General features: G+C 66.4%; 11 protein-coding genes. 7 read left to right on the plus strand and 4 right to left on the minus strand.

Annotated features, from left to right (window positions below):
• The first annotated feature begins 148 nt into the window (after window positions 1-148).
• The 3 genes from clpB to LPA35_RS23455 all read left to right on the plus strand — a co-directional run bounded on the left by clpB (window position 149) and on the right by LPA35_RS23455 (window position 4,747).
• The gene (gene clpB, locus LPA35_RS23445; RefSeq protein WP_121422806.1) at window positions 149-2,755 is read left to right on the plus strand and encodes an ATP-dependent chaperone ClpB; all 2,607 of its coding nucleotides are present in this window, start codon (window positions 149-151) and stop codon (window positions 2,753-2,755) included.
• A 66-nt stretch (window positions 2,756-2,821) separates the two neighbouring features.
• Window positions 2,822-3,178 carry a hypothetical protein gene (locus LPA35_RS23450; RefSeq protein ID WP_055393184.1) on the plus strand — a complete coding sequence of 119 codons (357 nt, stop codon included), beginning with the start codon at window positions 2,822-2,824 and terminating at the stop codon, window positions 3,176-3,178.
• 129 nt (window positions 3,179-3,307) lie between these two features.
• Entirely contained in the window at window positions 3,308-4,747 is a 1,440-nt protein-coding gene (locus tag LPA35_RS23455) for a coniferyl aldehyde dehydrogenase (RefSeq protein WP_121420726.1), read from the plus strand.
• Here the strand turns inward: LPA35_RS23455 and LPA35_RS23460 are convergent.
• The gene (locus LPA35_RS23460) at window positions 4,719-6,593 is read right to left on the minus strand and encodes a hybrid sensor histidine kinase/response regulator (protein ID WP_228899317.1); all 1,875 of its coding nucleotides are present in this window, start codon (window positions 6,591-6,593) and stop codon (window positions 4,719-4,721) included. The genes LPA35_RS23455 and LPA35_RS23460 overlap by 29 nt on opposite strands.
• Complete coding sequence (locus LPA35_RS23465) at window positions 6,580-7,215, minus strand: response regulator transcription factor (RefSeq protein ID WP_055393190.1); 636 nt, start codon at window positions 7,213-7,215, stop codon at window positions 6,580-6,582. The genes LPA35_RS23460 and LPA35_RS23465 overlap by 14 nt, the downstream gene beginning before the upstream one ends.
• Before the next feature lie 252 nt (window positions 7,216-7,467).
• Between LPA35_RS23465 and LPA35_RS23470 the strand changes: the two genes are divergently transcribed.
• From LPA35_RS23470 to LPA35_RS23480, 3 genes are all read left to right on the plus strand, one after another.
• Window positions 7,468-8,070, plus strand: coding sequence for a hypothetical protein (locus LPA35_RS23470; RefSeq protein ID WP_228899320.1), 603 nt, complete (start codon window positions 7,468-7,470; stop codon window positions 8,068-8,070).
• A 207-nt stretch (window positions 8,071-8,277) separates the two neighbouring features.
• The gene (locus LPA35_RS23475) at window positions 8,278-8,799 is read left to right on the plus strand and encodes a GNAT family N-acetyltransferase (RefSeq protein WP_055393295.1); all 522 of its coding nucleotides are present in this window, start codon (window positions 8,278-8,280) and stop codon (window positions 8,797-8,799) included.
• A 17-nt stretch (window positions 8,800-8,816) separates the two neighbouring features.
• Window positions 8,817-9,992: a class I SAM-dependent methyltransferase gene (locus LPA35_RS23480; protein WP_228899322.1), complete on the plus strand. Its 1,176-nt coding sequence runs from the start codon at window positions 8,817-8,819 to the stop codon at window positions 9,990-9,992.
• A 35-nt stretch (window positions 9,993-10,027) separates the two neighbouring features.
• On the opposite strand, the gene LPA35_RS23485 is transcribed toward LPA35_RS23480, so the two are convergent.
• Window positions 10,028-10,579: a hypothetical protein gene (locus tag LPA35_RS23485; RefSeq protein ID WP_228899323.1), complete on the minus strand. Its 552-nt coding sequence runs from the start codon at window positions 10,577-10,579 to the stop codon at window positions 10,028-10,030.
• A gap of 246 nt (window positions 10,580-10,825) precedes the next feature.
• On the opposite strand from LPA35_RS23485, the gene LPA35_RS23490 reads away from it, so the two are divergent.
• Window positions 10,826-11,788: a tRNA-dihydrouridine synthase gene (locus LPA35_RS23490; RefSeq protein WP_228899325.1), complete on the plus strand. Its 963-nt coding sequence runs from the start codon at window positions 10,826-10,828 to the stop codon at window positions 11,786-11,788.
• Window positions 11,789-11,955: 167 nt separating this feature from the next.
• On the opposite strand, the gene LPA35_RS23495 is transcribed toward LPA35_RS23490, so the two are convergent.
• On the minus strand, window positions 11,956-13,875 hold the full coding sequence (locus LPA35_RS23495; protein ID WP_228899331.1) for a phospholipase D family protein: 1,920 nt from the start codon (window positions 13,873-13,875) through the stop codon (window positions 11,956-11,958).
• Between the last annotated feature and the right edge of the window lie 95 nt (window positions 13,876-13,970).

The raw sequence follows: 13,970 nt of genomic DNA on the forward strand, positions 1-13,970 counted from the left end.
GGTCTGAGCCGGCGGTGATCAAATGAATCTGTTCAAGGCATCAGGGCGCCTGGGCGAAGATTGATCTGGCGCAAGGCCTGCGCTGGGGCGTCGTCTTGAAATTCCGGAAGATTTGCCCCAAGTGCAGCGCAATTCGGAGGACATCCACATGCGTCTCGACAAATTCACCACCAAGTTCCAGGAAGCCCTGAGCGATGCACAGAGCATTGCGCTGGGCAACGACCACGCCTACATCGAGCCTGTGCACATGCTCGTGGCCATGCTCAAGCAGGACGACGGACCCAAGGCGCTGCTGCAGCGTGCGGGCGCCAACGTGCCCGGCCTGCTGGCAGCGGCGGAAGCCGCCGTCAAGCGTCTGCCCCAGGTACAGGGCAACGACCAGGTGCAGGGCGGCCCCGAGCTGGGCCGCGTGCTGCAAGCCACGGAGAAAGAGGCCATCAAGCGCGGCGACCAGTTCATTGCCAGCGAGCTGTTTTTGCTGGCCGTGATCGATAGCAAGGGCGAAGCCGCCAAGATCGCCAAGGACAACGGCCTCACGCGCAAGAGCCTGGAGGCTGCGATTGAGGCCGTGCGCGGCGGACAGAAGATGGACAGTGCCGAGGCCGAAGGCCAGCGTGGCGCGCTGGCCAAATACTGTTTGGACCTGACCGAGCGCGCGCGCATTGGCAAGCTCGACCCGGTGATCGGGCGCGACGATGAAATCCGCCGCGCCATCCAGGTGCTGCAGCGCCGCACCAAGAACAACCCCGTGCTCATCGGCGAGCCCGGCGTGGGCAAGACCGCCATCGTCGAAGGCCTGGCCCAGCGCATTGTGGCGGGCGAGGTGCCCGAGAGCCTCAAGGGCAAGCGCGTGCTGTCGCTCGACATGGCTGCGTTGCTCGCGGGCGCCAAGTTCCGCGGCGAGTTTGAAGAGCGCCTCAAAAGCGTGCTGAACGAGCTGGCCAAGGACGAAGGCCAGACCATCGTCTTCATCGACGAGTTGCACACCATGGTGGGCGCGGGCAAGGGCGAAGGCGCGATGGATGCGGGCAACATGCTCAAGCCCGCCCTGGCGCGCGGCGAGCTGCATTGCGTGGGCGCGACCACGCTGGACGAGTACCGCAAATACATCGAAAAGGACGCTGCGCTGGAGCGCCGCTTCCAGAAGATCCTGGTGGGCGAGCCCACGGTGGAAGCCACCATTGCCATCCTGCGCGGCCTGCAGGAAAAGTACGAAGTGCACCATGGCGTGGACATCACCGACCCGGCGATCGTGGCCGCGGCCGAGCTGAGCCACCGCTACATCACCGACCGCTTCCTGCCCGACAAGGCGATCGACCTGATCGACGAGGCCGCGTCCAAGATCAAGATCGAGATGGACTCCAAGCCCGAGGTGATGGACAAGCTCGACCGCCGCCTGATCCAGCTGCAGATCGAACGCGAAGCGGTGCGCCGCGAGAAGGATGAGTCCTCGCAAAAACGCTTTGCGCTCATTGAGGAAGAGATCACCAAGCTGCAAAAGGAAATCGCCGATTACGACGAAATCTGGCAGTCCGAAAAAGCCCAGGCGCAGGGCAGCGCGCATGTGCGCGAGGCCATCGACAAGCTCAAATTCCAAATCGAAGAATTCACCCGCAAGGGCGACTTCAACAAGGTGGCCGAGCTGCAATACGGCAAGCTGCCCGAGCTGGAAAAGCAGCTGAAGGAAGCGCAGGCGCAAGAGGCGGGCAAGGACGGCGCCCCTGCCGCGCGCCGCCTGCTCCGCACACAAGTCGGTGCCGAAGAAATCGCCGAGGTGGTGAGTCGTGCCACGGGCATCCCCGTGGCCAAGATGATGCAGGGCGAAAAGGACAAGCTCTTGCAGATGGAGACCAAGCTGCACGACCGTGTGGTGGGCCAGCAAGAGGCGATTGCTGCGGTGGCCAACGCCATCCGCCGCTCGCGCTCGGGCCTGTCCGATCCCAACCGGCCCACGGGCTCGTTCCTGTTCCTCGGCCCCACGGGCGTGGGCAAGACCGAGCTGTGCAAGGCGCTGGCGGGCTTTCTGTTCGACAGCGAGGACCACTTGATCCGCATCGACATGAGCGAGTTCATGGAGAAGCACTCCGTGGCCCGCCTGATCGGCGCGCCGCCCGGCTATGTGGGCTATGAAGAGGGTGGCTACCTGACCGAGGCCGTACGCCGCAAGCCCTACAGCGTGCTGCTGCTCGACGAGGTGGAAAAGGCCCACCCAGATGTGTTCAACGTGCTGCTGCAGGTGCTGGACGATGGCCGTCTGACGGACGGACAGGGCCGCACCGTGGACTTCAAGAACACGGTGATCGTGATGACGAGCAACATCGGCTCGCACCTGATCCAGGCCATGGTGGGACAGGACTCGGACGACATCAAGGAAGCGGTGTGGGGCGAGCTCAAGAACCACTTCCGGCCCGAGTTTTTGAACCGCATCGACGAGACCGTGGTGTTCCACGCGCTCGATGCGCAGCACATTGCCTCGATCGCCAAGATCCAGCTGCAACTGCTGCAAACCCGGCTGGCGAAGATGGATTTGGAGTTGCAGGTGTCCGATGCTGCCTTGGCAGAATTGGCCAAGGTGGGGTTCGACCCGGTGTTTGGTGCGCGGCCGCTCAAGCGGGCGATCCAGCAGCGCATTGAGAACCCGCTGTCCAAGCTGCTCTTGGAAGGACAGTTCCCTCCCAAGAGCGTGATCGCAGTGAGCGTGAACCCGGTGCTGGAACCGGGGGTGTTCCAGTTCAGCGCCGCGCCGCAGGGTTGATCGGGACCAGGGGAAAAGGGGGTAACCCCTTTTTCCCTCTTCCCAGATGTGAAGGAGAGGTGACGTTTGAATGATTTTGTTGCGGGCGTTGTGCGCCTTTTGCTGCGGGTAGTGGTCGTCGCCATGGGCTTGGTGCTGTTTGCCAGCCTGCTGGTGGCGGTGATGGTGCTCGCGCTGGTCTGGGCGTTGCGGGCGGGCTGGGCTCGCCTGACTGGCCGCCCCGTGACCCCGTGGGTCATGCGCATGGACCCGCGCACGGGCTTCAGCACGGTGTTTCGCTCTACCGAGCGCTGGTCCTCGGGCCGCCGTGGCGCCGCGCCAGCGGCGCCTGATGCCAGCGAAGAGACCGCAGCATCGCGCCGAGGTGGCATCCTGCCTGGCGCCGCTGAGGTCACGGACGTCGAGGCGCGCGAAGTGCGCTGAAGGGGCGCTTCTGACCGGGCACTGCCCCGCACCATGCCCCATCCAGTGCGGAGCCACAGGGAGCCTGCACCGGTGTCGCCTCCGTTTTTTTCGTGACGCGCCTGTCGGGGTGTCTTCTATGATCCAACCATGACACCCGCCGATATCCACGCCCATTTCGATCTTCAACGCCAGGCCAGCCGCGCGCATGTGGATGTGCCACTGCTGGTGCGCCGCGAGCGGCTGCTGCGCATCTCCAAGATGCTCAATGAGCATGGCCCGGTGCTGGCAGCGGCCGTGCAGGCCGACTTTGGCATGCGTTCTCCGCGCCTGACCGAGGTGGCCGACTTCTTTGTGCTGCGCACTCTGCTGTCGCATACGCTGAGTCACCTGGCGAAGTGGATGAAGCCCCGCAAGGTTCGCACGCCCATCTTCCTGCAGCCCGCCAGTGCGCACATCCAGCGCCAGCCGCTGGGCGTTGTGGGCGTGATTGCCCCGTGGAACTACCCAGTGCAGCTGGCCCTGGCGCCCGCCATCACGGCGCTGGCGGCGGGCAACCGCGTGATGCTCAAGCCCAGCGAGCTGACACCCCACACCTCGGCCCAGCTGGCGTTGCTGGTGGCCCAGTTTTTTTCACCCGACGAGTTCTGTGTGGTGCAGGGCGATGCCAACCTGTCGGCCCTGTTTGCCTCCCTGCCGTTCGATCATCTGGTGTTTACCGGCTCGACCGCCGTGGGCCGCAAGGTGGCCCAAGCGGCGGCGCAGAACCTGACACCCACCACGCTGGAGCTGGGTGGCAAGTCGCCCTGCATCATCGACGGCCACTGCGACATGGCGGATGCGGCGCTCAAGATTGCGCACGGCAAGCTGCTCAATGCGGGGCAAACCTGCATTGCTCCCGACTATGTGCTGCTGCCGCGCGGCCGCGAGGGCGAGTTTGCGCAGGCCTACCGGGCCGCGGTAGCGCGGCTGTTCCCCACCATCGAGGGCAACGCTGACTACGCGTCCATCATCACGCCGCGCCACCACGCCCGCCTGCGCACCATGCTGCAGCAGGCACAGACGCAGGGGGCCGAAGTGCAGACCATTGACCCCGCTGCTGGCAAGCCCGTTGTGAACACGGTGGGCACCCTGGGCGACGGCGCCAGCCGCCAGATGCTGCCCACGCTGGTGTTTGGCGCTACGTCGCAGATGCAGCTCATGCAGGAAGAGATTTTTGGCCCCATCCTGCCCGTGATCTCTTACGAACGGCTGGACGATGCCATCGCCCACATTAATGCCGGGCCGCGCCCGCTGGCGCTGTACTGGTTTGGCCAGAGCGAGGCCGTGCGCGACGATGTGCTGCGCCGCACCGTGAGCGGCGGCGTGACGGTGAACGACACGCTGATGCACATTGCGCACGACAACCTGCCCTTTGGTGGTGTGGGCGACAGCGGCTGGGGCGCCTACCACGGCGAGCAAGGCTTCCTGCGTTTTTGCCACCAGAAGTCGGTGCTGGTGCAGTCGCGCTGGTCCATGGGCTCGCTGTTCTACCCTCCCTATGGCGCCCGGTTTGACCAGGTCATGGGGATGCTGCGGCGCTGGTTGTAGCCGTCCCCTCGTCGTCGTCCTGCGGCATGCTGTCCGGTGGCACGGGCTGCGGCTGGGTGATGAGCTGCACCATGGCATCGCGCAGCTGGCCGGTGGACACCGGCTTGTGCAGGAGCAGGGCCGAGGTGGACTGCGCATCGCGCAGGCGCTGGGGGGATGTGTCGCCCGTCATGATGATGGCGGGCACGCTGGTGCCCAGGTAGGCGCGCAGGGCCTGCAGCACCTGCTTGCCGGTCTCTTCGTGGCGCAGGCGGAAGTCCGTGATGATGATGTCGGGTGTGATGTCTTCCAGGCATTCGAGCGCATCGGCGCTCGACTCTGCGGTGATGCACTGGCAGCCCCAGCTGTGCAGCAACGATTGCATGCCGAGGCGCACGGCCTCATCGTCGTCAATGGCCAGCACCTTCAGGCCCACGAGGCTGACGGTATCGGGCGCAGGTGCGGTGTCGTCCTCCAGCGCACCCTGCCAGCGGTCAAGCCACAGCCGGAACACCGAACCCCGCCCCGGCTGCGACAGCACCTCGACCGAGGTGTTCATCTCGCGCGCAAGTCGCTGCACGATGGCCAGCCCCAGCCCCAGACCTTTGCGGCGGTCGCGCTCGGGGTTTCCGAGCTGGTGGAACTCCTTGAAGATGTTGTCCCACTGGCTCCGGGGGATGCCCGGCCCCGTGTCCCAGACCTCCAGCGCCAGGCGCTTGCCGCGCGTGCGGCACGCAATCAGCACACCGCCTTTGGCGGTGTAGCGCAGCGCGTTGGAGATGAAGTTGTGCATGACCAGCCCGACCAGCGAGCGGTCGGCAAAGGCCGCTGCCGAAGTCTCCCGTGTGCGGTACACCAGCCCCGCCGTGTCGGCCTGTACGCCGAACTCCTGCTCCAGCGCCGTCAGCAGCGGCTGCACGGCAAAGGCATCGGGCCGCACCTTCACCACACCGGCTTCCAGCCGCGAATAGTCGAGCAGGGTGGTCAGCATCTCGGCCGCCGCGCCCGAGGCGGCATGGGCATGCCCCAGCACGGTGAGCTGGTGGTCGTTGAGCGGGCTGCGCTGCAGCGATTCGAGGAACAGGCCCATCGCGTGCAAGGGCTGGCGCAGGTCGTGGCTGGCAGCGGCCAGGAAACGGGATTTGTCGCGGTCGGCCTTCTCGGCGGCCTCCTGGGCCGCGAGGGCGCGTTGCGATTCGGCGCGCAGCTGGTTCACCAGCCGGTCGTTTTCCAGCTTGAGCGCAATGCTGCGCCGTGTGGCCCGGTCGGCGGTGCGCGCCTGCATGCCCGTGAGCGCGTAGTAGACACCGGTGAGAAACAGCGCGGGCCACATCACAGGCCCGCCAGCCAGCGCCACCGCCATCATCACGCCGCCGATGGCACAGGTGAGGTAGGTGACATAGGCGCGGTACAGCGGGGCCCCCAGCCCGAGTGCGCCCGACGACACCGTGCTGATGATGCCGATGGCGTAGATGACACTTTCAGGGGTGCCCCAGTAGAGCACCACATACCCCAGGCTGCCCCAGCTCAGCCCCATGGTGGCCATGCAGGCGATCAGTTTGCGCGCCGCCTGCTGCGCCGGGTCGGTGAAAGGCGCAATGCTGCGCAGCGTGAGGTACACCCCGGCCACCACGAGTGCGTGGGACACCAGCCACACCGTGATGGCCTGGGGCTCGGCCACCCGCGCCATGACCCACAACGTGCCAAGCGCGGTGGCCAGCGACGCGAGCAGCGTCATCGGAAAGTTGTGCCGCAGCAGGGCCACCTGCTCGCGCAGCACCTCATCGCGCTCCCACGCCGGCCACCCCCAGCGGGTGGGGGGCTGGGCGGCATCCGGCTGCACCGGCAGGGCCTCAGAGGGAGTCATGGAGCTGGGGGGTGGACAGGCCGAGGCGCTGGGCCGCCAGCAAGGCGGCGCTGCGACTGTTGACGCCCAGCTGCGCAAAGATGGCCGCCACGTGCACACGCACGGTGTTTTCGCTCAGGCCCAGGTCGCGTGCGATGACCTTGTTGGGCTTGCCGGTGCACAGCAGCGACAGCACGTCGAGCTGGCGAGCGGTCAGCGACGGCGTGTCCGGCCCGCGCGTGGTGGCGCTGTTGCCGCTGTTGATCGGAAAACACGGCTGCCCCGACAAGGCGCACGAAATGGCCTCCAGGATGTCTTCGGCGCTGGCGGATTTGGGCAGGAAACCATCGGCGCCCCGGGCGCGTGCTTCATGGATCGCATCGGGCGCTACGCTGGCCGAAACGAGCACGATGCGCGCCCGGGGGCAGGCCTGGCGCAACAGGCGCAGCCCGTCCAGGCCGCTCATACCGGGCAGCTGGATGTCCAGCAGCACCAGGTCGGCATCGGCCAGTTGCAGTGCGCAGGCTTCGGCAATCGAGCCCGCCTCGGCAATCGTGCCCACGCGGGGGTGGTCCTGCACGATCAGGCGCAGCCCGGTGCGAAACAGGTTGTGGTCGTCCACCAGCAAAAGGCGGGCAGTCATACAGCAACAGCCCCGGCGCAAACCGGGATGCAACACCCGCCTTGCCTTGGGATGAACCGTTTGCCTGAGCTCTGTTTTGCGTAAGTCATGAGCAAGTATTGCGCACAACACACTGTTGCGGACTAGTCCATTTGTGCGATGGACGCTCCGTTGTGCACTTTCTAGACTTTCCGTCAAGCATTGAAAAGCACCTGAGGGGGTGCGTACCAACCATCCATCAATGCGCAACCTTCGTTTTTCAAAGGGTTTCCCATGACTGCCAATGCACTTCACCCAGGTTCAGCCGCTTCCGATGTGTCCCGCCACCACGGCGAACGACGACCGGGGGCCATCGCTTCGCCGCAGGGCAGCACGGGGCTGGGGGGCAACACGCTGGCCCAGATCGTGGAAGATAACTGCCCGGGCACGCAGGCGTCGGCTGGCGTGGTGATCGAGCACCTGGACGCCCAGGCAGGCACCTGGCAGTTTTCGATGGACGAGGGGCAGACATGGCGTGCCATCCGCACCGATCTCATCAACCGCGATGGCAATCTGGGGCTGGCGCTGGACTGCGATGCGCGGCTGCGCGTGCTGCCTTTTGGGGGCCACCGCGTCAGCGGCGTGCGTGTGGCTTTCCACACGGTGCAGCGCCGCCACGGGCAAGGCAACGGCAGCTACCGCGCCTACGCGAGCGACGAGCGCGAGGATGGGTGTTCGCGCACCGTCACGCTGGTGCTGGGGCTCTCGGCCATCAACGGCGCGCCTCCTGCCGTGCATGTGCCGCGCCCCCGTAACAAGCGCGCGCTGGTGCAGCGTGCTGCGGCGGCAGCCGGTGCGGCGGGGACTTCGCTCTCGGGCTCCATGGCGCTGGCCTGAGATCCTGCTTGGCGCCCGCTGCTGGGTGTTGCTTGCGGCGCAGCCCGCAGCGGCAGTCGCTTTACCGGCGCCGCAATGCTATGTACACAGGCATTTGAGAGGGCCCCACAGAGGGTTTGCGAGGGGGCCGGACAGGGGGAAAAACCGTTTGCGGCGACAATGCCGGTCCTTTCGTTTTTTCTTTCCCTGTTTTCGTTCGGTTTTTTCATGTCCAGTATCCAGGTTCGTCCCGCCACGCTTCGCGATGCCAAAGCCATTGCCCAGATCCATACCGTCTCAGCCCAAGAGGTCTACAAAGGGCTGGTGCCAGACGAGCAGTTGAAATCCATGTCGGTCGAAAAGCGCCAGGCTTACTGGCGCGAGGCCATTGAATATTGCGAGCCCCAGGTCCAGGTGGCCGTGGACGGCGAGAAGATCGTCGGTTTTGTCGGCTACGACCGCTCGCGCGATGAAAAATCCCGCCCCACCACTGGTGAAATCTGGGCCATCTACGCCGCACCTACCCACTGGAACCAAGGCGTGGGTCTGGCTCTGTGGGATGCTGCCCGCGACGGCCTGCAGGAAGAAGGTTGCACCAACGTTACGGCGTGGGTGCCGCTGCGCAACGAGCGCGCCATCCGGTTTCACGAACTGGCGGGCTTCAAGCGCGAACTCTCCACCGCCAAGACGGCTGTGGTGGGGGGCGTCAAGATCGAAGAAGTGCGCCTGAAGCGCCCCATCAACGCGTAGTCACGCAAAGGCACTCAATGATCGAATGGAGCCGCCAGGGCCAGATTCAACAAGCCCAGTGGCGCTCCGAGAGTGGTGCCCCGGCCCCGCGCCGGGTTGTCACCGCCGACGATACCTTGGCCGCCGACACGGCCTACCGCATGGCCTGTGAAGGCACGGGTCTGCTGTGGCAGGGCGACTTCCAGAACGCCCGCATGCTGCTGCAGGCGCTGATGCGCCGGGCCGATGCCAAGTCCGGCAAGGCGGGCAAATCGGCCAAACCCCGCAAGTCCGCTGCCAAGGCCGCCGAAAAAGCTGCTGCCGCCACCCCCGCCGAAGCCTTTCATCTGCACCGCCAAGCGCAGGCGCAGCGCGCGCGGGTGCTGGCGTCGGTGCTCATCCCGCTCGAAGGCGACTACAGCATTGACCTGCGCCGTGCGCCCGATTGGCGCCAGGCCTGCACCGAGGCCTGGGGCCCGGCCACGGGCGAGCGCTCGGTGGCCACGCTGCGTGAGTTGCTGGGCCTGGTGGGCGCGCACGAATGGCGCAAAAAGGGTGTAGAAGTGCCAGCGCTTGGCGCTCCACCGCTCAACCGCATCCACCCGCACTACGGCGTGTTCTCGCCCGTGCGCGGCGAATACGTGGGCCTGGTGGCCGACACGGCTCTGCCTAGCAAGACATTGGCCTTTGACATTGGTGTGGGCACGGGGGTGCTGTCTGCCGTGCTGGCACGCCGTGGGGTGCAGCGCGTGGTGGCCACCGACCAGGACTCGCGCGCCCTGGCCTGCGCGCGGGAGAACCTGCAGCGCCTCGGTGTCATGCCACAGGTTGAGCTGCTGCAGGCCGACCTGTTTCCGCCCGGCCGCGCGCCCCTGGTGGTGTGCAACCCCCCGTGGGTGCCCGCACGGGCCAGTTCGCCCATTGAGCACGCGGTGTACGACGAAGGCAGCCGCATGCTCAAAGGCTTTCTGGCGGGTTTGTCCGACCATCTGGAGCCTGGCGGCGAGGGCTGGCTGATCCTGTCGGACTTGGCCGAACACCTGGGTCTGCGCCCACGCGCGCAACTGCTCGAATGGATTGCCGATGCGGGGCTGGTGGTGCGTGGCCGGCACGATGTGAAGCCGCACCATGCCAAGGCGGCCGATGCGGGGGATGCCCTGCACGCTGCCCGTGCTGCGGAGGTCACTTCGTTGTGGCGGCTGGCTGCGGCCTGATCACGGTATCACTTTCAGAAAATCCGCCCAGCCCCTCAAGCCAGTGCTGAGGGTTGGGTCGAGTCAAACGGCTCGGAGGCCGAAGGCGCAAAAGGCAGCAACTGCTCGAACCTTTCGCGCAGGCTGGCAGCACGTTCGGCCCCCGCGGTCATCGCTACTTCTTCAAACATGGCTTCGCCCACGTCCAGCATGCTCGCGCGGTCCTTGGCGGCGCGCAGCGCCTCGCGAAACTGCTGCGCCAGCACGGGGTCGCGCCGCACAAACAGACGCTCGCAGGTGTCGAACAGGTACATGCGTGCGCCGGCCAGCGAGCGCAGGGCATCGCCGGGCTCCGGGCGCTGGATGGATGGCTTGTTGTGTGCAGCGGTTTGCGCGGCGGAGGGCGGCGGTAGCTCGGCCGGGCCGGCCAGGTAACCCTGGCGCATGAGGTTGTCGACAATCTGCGCGCCGATGCCGTTGTACATGGCCTGCAAGTCGGACAGCGGTTTGCCATCCACCAGGAGCAGCAGAGAACGCTCCCGCAGGCTCAGGGTGCGGACGCCGGGCAAGAGTTCCAGGCGGGCTTTTTCGGTTTTTTGTAGCAGCATGGGGTTCTCCATTCACGGGTGAATGGCTGTGATTGCAGCAAGCCGCCATGACGCTGTGATGACCTCGTTGCCGCACAATGGCGGGCTGCCCCTGGTCGTAGCATGGCTGCAAAAGCGGTATTTGCTATATATTTGATAGCTACTAGCGCTTATCCATCAAGCGCTAGGGCCCTGTTTGATTCATTTTTTGGCTGTGTGCGGGCCGCGCCCTGTGCTGGGGTGCTGGGCCCGGAGACCTTTCTCGCAATGACCTTGCTGCTTGCCCCCATGGAGGGGCTCCTGGATTTTGTGCTGCGTGATGTGCTGACCCGCGTGGGCGGGGTGGACCGCTGCGTCTCGGAGTTCATCCGCATCACCGGCACGCTGCTGCCGGACAAGGTGTTTCTGCGCTACGTGCCGGAGTTGCACAACGGCAGCCGCACGCTGGCCGGTGTGCCGGTGCGTGCGCAGCTGCTGGGCTCTGATCCCGTCTGCATGGCTGAGAACGCCGCACGCCTGGCGGCCCTGGGGCCCGAGGGGATCGACCTGAACTTTGGTTGCCCGGCCAAGGTTGTCAACCGCCACGGCGGGGGCGCGGCGCTGCTGCAGGAGCCCGAGCGCATCGCCACCGTGGTGGCCGCTGTGCGCCGCGCAGTGCCCTCCCATTTGCCCGTGTCCGCCAAGATGCGCCTGGGCTTCAACGACACCGGTCTGATGCGCGAATGTGCGCAGGCCATGCAGGCGGGCGGCGCTGCCGAACTGGTGGTGCATGCCCGCACCAAGGCCGACGGCTACCGGCCCCCAGCGTATTGGGAGCACATCCCCACCATCCGCGCTGCGGTCGGCATCCCCGTGGTGGCCAATGGCGAGATCTGGACCGTGGCCGACGCGCAGCGCTGCCGCGAAGTGTCGGGCTGCGATGCGCTGATGCTCGGGCGCGGCATCGTGGCTGACCCCGGCCTGGCCCGGGCCATCCGCGCGTCGGATGCGGGGCAGCCCGGCGCGGACACGGTGGCCTGGGTCGACCTGCTGCCGCACCTGGCGGCCTTCTGGCAACTGGTGTGTGACGACTTGGAGCCACGCCAGCGGGCGGGGCGGCTCAAACAATGGCTCAACCTGCTGCGCAGGCGCTTCCCGGAGGCTGAGGTGGCCTACCAGCACGTGCGCACGATGACGGACCAGCGGGCGATCACCGCGTGGGTGGATGCATTGCAGCCAGCCGAGGGGTGATCTAGGGATGTCCTGCATAACCCTCGCGAGTCAGTGGTAGTGCGGATCGGGATGGGACGCAAGGCGTCTTTTTGCAGCCAATAGCCCAGCTATTGACAAGAAAAGCAACGCAGCGGACCGCCCGAGACCGCGCTCTCACCGACCGCAGGGAGTTATGCAGGCCATCCCTAGAGCAGGTGATCCGGCGCCAGCGGGCCCAGCAGTTGCAGCATCAGCCGCAGTGGCGCGCTGGCATCGGGTTCGGTGGTGGCATCTGGCAGGCCGCTGCCCTCGGGGGCATGCCACACCAGTTGGCCGCCATCGCGCAACTGCACATGCCAGGCGGCTTCGCGCAATGCCGTTTCGATCTGCGTGGTGGCGCGGCGTGACAGGTCGCTGCTGCGGATCAGCAGCGCGATCTCCGTGTTCTGCCGCTGCGAGCGGATGTCCAGGTTCATCGAACCCACCACCAGCAGGCGGCCGTCCATGATCAGAATCTTGGAGTGCAGCATGGCGCGTGAGCTGCCGACAGAACTGGCCGCACCGCTGATCCCATCACGCCCCCCCGTGCTGCCCGTGGAGCCCAGTGCCCCGCGCAGCACGCCCGTGAGCTCGCTGCGCATTTCGTACAGCTCGACGCCCATGGCCAGCAGATCGGGCCGGTGGCGCGCATAGCCTGCGTGGGCAATGGGTGCATCGTTGGAGGCCAGCGAGTTGGTGAGCACCCGCACCCGAACGCCCCGCGCCCGTGCGGCTGCAAAGGCCTGCTTCATGTCGGGCCCTGGCACGAAGTAGGGCGAAATGATGAGCAGATCGCGCCGCGCCTGTCCCATGAGGTGCAGCAGCCCATCCACCACGGTATCGGTCTGGGCATCAAGAGTTGCAGGGTCGGGGGTAGACACTGCTGCAGTGGCCGATGGGATGCCGTTGGCGGGATTGGACGCTGACGATTCGGGGGGGGCAGCGGCCCCGGCAGCAACGGTCAGGGCTTCGGTGGGGGCCTTGGCTGGCGCACGCGCAGCGCCCCGCGACACGACGGCGAGGGGCGTGGCCCGGGACGGGGGCTTTTCAGGCAGCGCGGCAAGGGAGGTGCCATCGGGCGGAATCTTGGCTGGCTTGTCCACCAGCACCGCCGCCGGGGCCCAGGTGAACTGCGCTTGCGCCAGGTCCATGGGCTGGTAGTCCCAGATGCGCGCACGCTGGGCGGCGGTGGTGCGCCGGCCGTCTTGCACGGGCTGGCTGTCCGGTGCCAGGGCGCCACCCTGGCCTGCGATACGCTCGCGCTGCACGGCATCCGAGTTGCGCATGCGCTCGCGCAGAATGTCCAGTTCCTCCCGCGTGACCAGCGATTGCACGGGGTAGGCGCGCTCGTTGTTCCAATAGCTGTCGAAACTGCGGGAGAGATCCTGCACCACAGGCCCTGCGGCCAGCACGTCCAGGTCCACAAAATTGCCGGAGTCGGCATTGCCGAAATAGGCGTCCCCCAGGTTGCGCCCCCCGGTGACGCCCATGGCGTTGTCGGCGATGAAGAGCTTGTTGTGCATGCGCTGCTGCACCCGCGAAAAGTCGCTCAACGCGCTGAACATGCGCCCCAGCGGCGAGCCCCGTGCCCCGGTGAGCGGGTTGAACATGCGCATCTCGATGTTGGGCACAAAGGCCAGGCGCATCACCTGCGCATCTCGGCCCACGCTGTGAAAATCGTCCAGCAGCACCCGCACACGCACGCCGCGCCGGGCTGCGGCCACCACACTGAGCAGCAGGCGCTCGGTGCTGGCGTCGGCATGGATGGCGTAGTACTGCAGGTCCAGTGTTTTCTGCGCGGCATCCACCAGCGCCAGGCGGCTGCTGTAGGCTGCCTGTGGCCCACTGAGCAGCAGGAACCCCGAGGGGTGGCGGCCGCCTGCCGATGTCCGGCGATCCTCCACGAGTTGGCCCAGGGGCGTCCCTGCGGGGGAGGCCAGGGCGCTCGACACCGGCCGCTCCACGTCCTTGGGCAGGCCGGCGCAGCCGCTGGTTGCACCTGCGACGATGACGGCCAAAAGCGCCAGCCAGCCGTAGCGGGCCGTGTTGCCCAGAAACGCTGGAATGGCAGGGGTCGATAAAAGCATGGCGCGATTGTGACCGTGTGGCGGTGGCCGCGCTTGTCAGACGCGGCGCCAACTCCGCCACAGTAGCTGCCCAGGCTGGCAGCGGCCTCCTCAGC

The organism is Acidovorax sp. Leaf73, assembly GCF_916855635.1.
Classification (GTDB): domain Bacteria; phylum Pseudomonadota; class Gammaproteobacteria; order Burkholderiales; family Burkholderiaceae_C; genus Acidovorax; species Acidovorax facilis.

What these genes read in the sequence shown, in the direction of transcription:
- clpB (WP_121422806.1), top strand. Translation starts at nt 149, where the DNA reads ATGCGTCTCGACAAATTCACCACCAAGTTCCAGGAAGCCCTGAGCGAT.
- LPA35_RS23455 (WP_121420726.1), top strand. Translation starts at nt 3,308, where the DNA reads ATGACACCCGCCGATATCCACGCCCATTTCGATCTTCAACGCCAGGCC.
- LPA35_RS23460 (WP_228899317.1), bottom strand. Translation starts at nt 6,593, where the DNA reads ATGACTCCCTCTGAGGCCCTGCCGGTGCAGCCGGATGCCGCCCAGCCC.
- LPA35_RS23465 (WP_055393190.1), bottom strand. Translation starts at nt 7,215, where the DNA reads ATGACTGCCCGCCTTTTGCTGGTGGACGACCACAACCTGTTTCGCACC.
- LPA35_RS23470 (WP_228899320.1), top strand. Translation starts at nt 7,468, where the DNA reads ATGACTGCCAATGCACTTCACCCAGGTTCAGCCGCTTCCGATGTGTCC.
- LPA35_RS23475 (WP_055393295.1), top strand. Translation starts at nt 8,278, where the DNA reads ATGTCCAGTATCCAGGTTCGTCCCGCCACGCTTCGCGATGCCAAAGCC.
- LPA35_RS23480 (WP_228899322.1), top strand. Translation starts at nt 8,817, where the DNA reads ATGATCGAATGGAGCCGCCAGGGCCAGATTCAACAAGCCCAGTGGCGC.
- LPA35_RS23485 (WP_228899323.1), bottom strand. Translation starts at nt 10,579, where the DNA reads ATGCTGCTACAAAAAACCGAAAAAGCCCGCCTGGAACTCTTGCCCGGC.
- LPA35_RS23490 (WP_228899325.1), top strand. Translation starts at nt 10,826, where the DNA reads ATGACCTTGCTGCTTGCCCCCATGGAGGGGCTCCTGGATTTTGTGCTG.
- LPA35_RS23495 (WP_228899331.1), bottom strand. Translation starts at nt 13,875, where the DNA reads ATGCTTTTATCGACCCCTGCCATTCCAGCGTTTCTGGGCAACACGGCC.